The following is a 6,114-nucleotide window of genomic DNA, read 5'->3' as shown; positions in this document are numbered from 1 at the left end:
CTCACGGGACAGGTTGTCCCTTCGATATCGAGAAGGATGTGCGTAATGGTCATGCTTTATTTGGCCAGGATCGCTTCGAGAAGCAGTTGCCTCCAGCGCTGCTCCAGTAGAAACTCCAGGATCTCTAGGTGACGCATCGCACTGCCCAGGCTGCGTCCCCAGGCATAGAGCCCGTGTCCGGCAATCAGTAGTCCCTGGGGGGCGTTGCTCAGCAGCGGTCTGGCCTGCGCTGACAATTCAGAGAGGTTCTGATTGTTCGCCAGGACAGGGACCTCCACGGAGCAGTCGTGGGTGTTGATGCCATCCAGCCCCTTGAGCATCTCCAGGCCGCTCAGCTCGAGCTTGCCCTGTTTGCTCTTCAGGGCCCACTGGGAGAGGAGCGTTCCGGCCTGCGAATGGGTGTGCAGGACTGCACCGGCTCCGCAGGTTTTCACGATCTCCAGGTGCAGGGCGGTCTCGGCGCTGGCTTTGCCATTGCCCAGCACCACATGCCCTTCCCGGTTCACCTGAATCAGATCGATCGGAGCAACCGCCCCCTTGTGCACTCCGCTTGGAGCCATCAGCAGGCGAATGGGGTCCCCATCCAGCAGACAGCTGAAATTGCCGCCCGTTCCATCACACCAACCCCGCCGATGGATTTCCGCCATCGCTCCGCACAGGGCTCTGGCGAGGGCTGTGGTGTTGGCATCGGGCATCGTCGCGTCCCGCTCAGGGGGTTCTTCCACCCTGGCAGGAGGGGCACCAGTGGCTGCTGCGTCCGCCCAACTTGTCACGACGGATCGGCGTGCCGCAGACCCGGCAGGGCTCGCCGGTGCGGCGGTAGACCCAGGCGGCATTGCCGTAGTTCCCATTGGTTCCCGTCAGGTCACGGAAATCACTGAAGGTGGTGCCGCCTGCCCCAATGCTGGTGGTCAGCACCTCCACCAAGGCGCTGTGCAGCCGCTCCAACTGCTTGAGCTTGAGCGATCCAGCCCGCTCCTCAGGCGCGATGCCGCTCATGAACAGGGACTCATCCGCGTAGATATTCCCCACGCCGGCCACCAGGGCCTGATCGAGCAGGGCCGTCTTGATGGCCCGCGATGACCCTTTGAGTTTCTGCCGCAGGTACTGGGGCGTGAAGGCCGCGCTGAAGGGTTCTGGACCAAGGCGTTTCAGCCCCGTCATCACCGATTCCAGCGGTTCACCGGGGGGGACCCACCACATCTCACCGAAGCTGCGCAGATCCACGAAGCGCAGCTCCTGGCCTTCGGGATTCCAGAACCTCACGCGTGTGTGGCTGCAGGGTTCCTTGGCGGTCTCCATCCAGAGGAACTGACCGGTCATCCGCAGATGCACCCCCCAGTGCCCGGCGTCGGCTCCCGCTCGCTTGAGGCTGGCCATCAGATATTTGCCGCGTCTCATCCATTGATCGACGCTGCATCCCTCCAGGGCGGAGCAGAACTGCGCGGGGACCGGGGGAGCGGCAATGGCCCGGGCCCGCAGCACCTCGACCCGCTCAATCGTGAAGCCACGGGTCTGGCGTTCGAGTCCGCGGCGCACCGTTTCCACTTCGGGGAGCTCTGGCACCCGTGATCCCTGACCGTTGGTGGCCACAGATTGCCACGCAGACCAGACAGCAAAAATCCCCGACCTGAACCCAGGCCGGGGATCACTGCGAGATCTTGAGCGCCTGGATCAGGCCTTCTCGAGTTCGCTCTCGGCGAAGTTGTTGGTGTTGATGCCGCCTTCGGAGCCGCTGACGCCGTTGTAGTTCACCTTCTCGAAGCGCACCACGACGGGGTAACGGATGCCGGAGGTGTCGATGGAGGCAACGGTGCCCACATCGTTGAACCAGTAGGACTCAGGACGCTTGATGCGCACCTTGTCACCGCGGGAGATGGCCATCGCTGCGCTGTAAAGGGGTGGCTGTCATTGGGAATTTACCCGTAGCGGGAGTCCCCAAAGCCAGCCCGTCACGAAACGTGGCACCATCGACCTCCACCGAGCGTTTCCCCATGGCCGAGGCCCCCTCCTTCAGCCTCGACTTGCCTGATCCCGAAAGCGACAGCATCAGCTCGATGGAGTTCCTGGCCCGCATTGAGGAGGCCTGGGCCATTTGTGATCGCTTTGACCTGCAGACCGAGATCTGGCGGGGCCGGATCCTGCGCAGCGTGCGGGACCGGGAGCGCCGTGGCGGCGATACCCGCGGGGGCGGCTTCCTGCAGTGGTTGCGGGAACAGGAAATCAGCAAAACCCGCGCCTACGCCCTGATTCAGCTGGCCGAATCCGCCGATCACATGCTCGGGGAGGGGGTCCTGGAGGAGACCAGCGTCAACAACTTCTCCAAGCGGGCCTTCATGGAGACGGCCCAGTCCGATCCAGAGGTGCAGTTGATGATCGGTGAGGCCGCCAATGACGGCCAGCAGATCACCCGTAAACAGGTGCGTCAACTCACCGACGAGTTCACGGCAGCCACCAGCCCGCTCCTGCCGGAAGAGATTCGGGAACGTACGGCGAACAATCTGCTTCCGCCCAAGGCCGTTGCCCCCCTGGTGAAGGAGCTGGCCAAACTGCCCGACGACCAGCAGGAGGATCTCCGCAAGGTTCTGCGTGAAGAGCCCGAGCTCGAGCGGGTCAAGGACGTCACCAGCACCGCCCGTTGGTTGAGCAAAGCCTCAGAAGCTGGCCTGGCCGTTCGGGCCTTCCAGCAGGGGGAGCTGGATCTCGATAAGGCGATGCAGGAGGCCCTGCGTCTCGATGCCCTGGGACTGCTCTCCGATGCCGTTGGGCAAGCCCAGGCTCTGGAATCGGCGGTCCTCAAGCTCCACACCAGCTGGCGCCGCCTCAACGGTCTTCAGGAGCGTCTCTGGGTCGAGAGCGGCAGCAGCACCCCCCACCTGCGGGAGCTGCTGACCGCCCTGCAAACCCTCAGCGGCAACACCATGCGCGTCTCCCTCGGGGAACTCGCCGGCGGTAAGCGCGTGCGCTTGCAGTTGGTGGAGGAATCCCCCGATCAGCTTGAGGCTCCGGCGATCGCGGTGCTGGCTCAGGCCGGCTGAGATCCGCCTGATGAGCGATCCCCTCGACTCCGCCCTCCAGGAGCACTTCGGCTGGTCTGCCTTTCGCCCTGGCCAGCGCCCGGTGATTGAGGCGATGCTCTCCGGCCAGGACTGCCTGGCGGTGCTCCCCACCGGTGCGGGGAAATCCCTCTGCTATCAACTTCCAGCCTTGGTCCGGGAGGGTCTGGTGCTGGTCATCTCGCCCCTGGTGGCGTTGATGGAGGACCAGGTGCAACACCTGCAGCGAAGGGGCATCCCAGCGGCCTGTCTGCACCGCGGCCTTGATCCCATGCGCCGGCGGGACCTGCTGCAGCGGGTGCGCAGCAATCGCCTGCGCCTGCTGTATCTGGCGCCCGAACGGCTCCAGGTGGAGGCCACCCGGCGCTTGCTGGAGGAGATTCACGAGGAGGGGAAACTCGTCGGGCTGGCCATTGATGAGGCCCACTGCATCAGTGCCTGGGGCCATGACTTCCGCCCGGACTACCGCCGCCTGGGCCAGTTGCGCCGGCTCTGCCCTGGGGTTCCGGTGGTGGCCCTCAGTGCCACCGCAGCCCCCCGGGTCCGCGCCGATCTGATTCGCCTGCTGGAGCTGCGGCGTCCCCTGATTCAGGTGCGCTCAGCCCGGCGCGACAACCTGTCTTATGTGATGCGCCGTCGTCCGGCGGACCCCCTGCCGGAGGTCCTCAAGGCGCTGGAGGAGGCGCGCGGAGCGGTCCTGATCTATGCCCGAACCCGGCGCTCTGTGGAGAGCTGGGCCAAGCGCCTTAGCGACAGCGGAGTCGAGGCGATCGCCTATCACGCCGGGATGGATCCAGAGAGTCGTGCCCTGGCCTTGACCCATTTCCAGGAGCACGAGATGCCCGTCCTGGTGGCCACCGTGGCCTTTGGCATGGGTGTTGATCGGCCGGATGTGGGCTTGGTGCTGCACCTGGATCTTCCGGCCAGCACCGAGGGGTACCTCCAGGAGTCCGGCCGCGCCGGCCGTGATGGCCTGCCCGCACGCTGCATCGTGCTCTTTGACCCCGAGGACCGCTCCAGCCTGGCCTGGGCCATTCGCTCCTCGGCCGAGGAATCCGGGGATCCCCAGGACCGCACCCGCGCAGAGCTCTCCCAGCAGAAGCTGCGGCGGATGGAGGCGGTTGCCGAGGGGGCTGGCTGCCGAGAGCAGGCCCTGCTGCTCTCGGTGGGGGAGCTGGTTCCCCCCTGCGGTCGCTGCGATCGATGCAGCCAGGCCCCGCGGGTGCGGGACTGGTCTGAGATGGCCTCCCAGGTCCTGGAGCAACTGGACCAACGCAGCGGTGTGGACCTGCGCAGCCTCGGCGAGGACCTGGCCAAGGCCGAAGGGGATGAGGTCGATCAGTGGCGCTGGTTAGCGCGGCGCCTGGTGCAGGAGGACCTGATCAGCGAAAGCGATGACGGCAGTCAGCGCCTCTGGCTCAGGCCTGCGGGCCGCCGCTTCCTGCGCCAGCCCTGGACCCTGAAGCTGGCGGCCTGATCAGCCGGGCTTGGCCTTGCAGAGGTCGGTGATCAGCCGCTGCTCAAAGTCGCTCTGGGGGGCATCCCAGGTCTTCCAGGCTCCCGACTGACCGGTGGCATTCAGGCGCTTGGCGTTGCAGTTGATCGCCAGATAGAGGGGCTGCCCTTCGCTGTTGAGGCTTGGGGCCACGTAGCTGCCGCCCATGGACTGCCAATTGGCCCAATCCACCTGCAGGGGGCCATAGCTGCGCCAGTCGGGCGTGCTGCCCGCGGCGGTTGTGCTCGATGCCTGGGTTTTGCTGACCTCGGCCTTGGCAACCGTTGGTTTAGCGGCTTCCGCCTTGACGGGCTCAGCCTTCTTCTCGGGCTGGGTCACCACGGTTGTTGCTGCGACGGTGGTGGCCACCGAGGGCTTGACCTTCACCGGTTCAGCTTTGGCGACTTCGGTCTTGGCGGGTTCAGGCTTGGCCGCAACGGGCTCAGCCTTTTTCACTGGCTTGGCGGCCACCACTGCTGCGGGCTTTGGCTTCGGCTTGGCGGCAACAGGAGCAGCGGGCTTGGGCTTGGGTTTGGGCTTGCTGGCGGCGCGCAGGGTCAGGGTGCTGCCGGCCATGACCTGGTTGGGGTTGCTGATGCCGTTGATGGCGATCAGGCGCTGCATCGAGACGCCGTAGCGATCGGCGATGGAGGAGAGGCTCTCGCCGGGTTGCACCTGGTGGGTCTTGGCGTTTTTGTTCACGGCCACCTGCGGGCGGGCGCTGGCGCCAGGCACCTGGATACGGCTGCCGGCCCAGAGGTCGTTGGCATCCCGCAGGCCATTGAGCTGGACCAGGCGGTTGACGCTGGTGCCGTAGCGATCGGCAATTTCAGAGAGGGTCTCGCCCGCTTTGACCGTGTAGTTGCCCGATCCCCCACCGCTGTAGACGTTGCCCGGCACCTTGATGCGGCTGCCGGCCCAGAGGTCGTTGGCATCCCGCAGGCCGTTCATCTCCATCAGCCGATTGACCGTGGTCCCGTAGCGATCGGCGATTTCGGAGAGGGTCTCACCGCGCTTGACCACCACCTCGCCGGCCAACCCCGGAAGGGGAAGCAGAAGGGCCAGGGCTAAAGCGGCGGCAGAGCGGCGGCGCATTGGGTTTAACAACGGTCGACTGGGCGCACCATACGGGGCCTGGAGGCGGGCGCCAGTCCCCCTCCCATAAGGCATGGAAATGGCTTCAGCCCAGGAGCCGTCGCATCAGGGGGAGTCGTCCGGCGTAGGGGGGATAACGGAACGGCAGATCCAGGGCAAAGGGCCGGCGCAGAACGCTGCGCTGGTGGGAAAAGGTGTCGAAGCCAGCCTTGCCGTGATAGGCCCCCATGCCGCTGGCGCCGACGCCGCCGAAGGGGAGTTCGGGAACCCCGACCTGCATCACCACATCGTTGAAGCAGACACCACCGGAGCTGGTGGTGTTGAGCACCGTCTCTTGGCTCTGCTGGGAGCTGCTGAATAGATAGAGAGCAAGCGGTTTGGGGCGTTGGTTGATCCACTCGATTGCTTGCTCCAATCCATCCACCTCGAGGATTGGAAGGAGGGGACCGAAGAGCTCCTCCTGCATCA

7 protein-coding genes are annotated in these 6,114 nt (G+C 65.5%); 2 read left to right on the top strand and 5 right to left on the bottom strand.

Annotation, left to right across the window (positions count from 1 at the left end; all coding sequences use genetic code 11):
- Positions 1-56: 56 nt before the first annotated feature.
- The 3 genes from mtnB to QZ184_RS09515 form a co-directional block, all read right to left on the bottom strand.
- On the bottom strand, positions 57-695 hold the full coding sequence (gene mtnB, locus QZ184_RS09525) for a methylthioribulose 1-phosphate dehydratase (RefSeq protein ID WP_296419288.1): 639 nt from the start codon (positions 693-695) through the stop codon (positions 57-59).
- 13 nt (positions 696-708) lie between these two features.
- A complete protein-coding gene (locus tag QZ184_RS09520; RefSeq protein WP_296419286.1) occupies positions 709-1,566 on the bottom strand; it encodes a DNA-formamidopyrimidine glycosylase in 858 nt (285 codons plus the stop codon).
- Positions 1,567-1,674: 108 nt separating this feature from the next.
- Positions 1,675-1,884, bottom strand: a complete 210-nt coding sequence (locus QZ184_RS09515; RefSeq protein ID WP_010315087.1) for a photosystem I reaction center subunit IV — start codon at positions 1,882-1,884, stop codon at positions 1,675-1,677.
- A 110-nt stretch (positions 1,885-1,994) separates the two neighbouring features.
- On the opposite strand from QZ184_RS09515, the gene QZ184_RS09510 reads away from it, so the two are divergent.
- Both QZ184_RS09510 and QZ184_RS09505 read left to right on the top strand, forming a co-directional pair.
- Positions 1,995-3,038, top strand: a complete 1,044-nt coding sequence (locus QZ184_RS09510) for a hypothetical protein (protein ID WP_010315089.1) — start codon at positions 1,995-1,997, stop codon at positions 3,036-3,038.
- Between the two features lie 10 nt (positions 3,039-3,048).
- On the top strand, positions 3,049-4,533 hold the full coding sequence (locus tag QZ184_RS09505) for an ATP-dependent DNA helicase RecQ (RefSeq protein WP_296419284.1): 1,485 nt from the start codon (positions 3,049-3,051) through the stop codon (positions 4,531-4,533).
- Here the strand turns inward: QZ184_RS09505 and QZ184_RS09500 are convergent, their stop codons facing one another.
- Together QZ184_RS09500 and QZ184_RS09495 are read right to left on the bottom strand one after the other, a co-directional pair.
- A complete protein-coding gene (locus tag QZ184_RS09500) occupies positions 4,534-5,646 on the bottom strand; it encodes a LysM peptidoglycan-binding domain-containing protein (RefSeq protein WP_296419282.1) in 1,113 nt (370 codons plus the stop codon). It abuts the gene before it with no gap.
- Positions 5,647-5,731: 85 nt separating this feature from the next.
- On the bottom strand, positions 5,732-6,114 hold a 383-nt coding region (locus QZ184_RS09495), incomplete at its 5' end, for an aldehyde dehydrogenase family protein (RefSeq protein WP_296419280.1).

It is taken from the genome of Vulcanococcus sp. DEBay_Sum22DG08_74 (assembly GCF_017852955.1).
Classification (GTDB): domain Bacteria; phylum Cyanobacteriota; class Cyanobacteriia; order PCC-6307; family Cyanobiaceae; genus Vulcanococcus.
The sequence above is the reverse complement of the archived record's forward strand: the minus strand, read 5'-3'. Positions and strand labels throughout refer to the sequence as shown.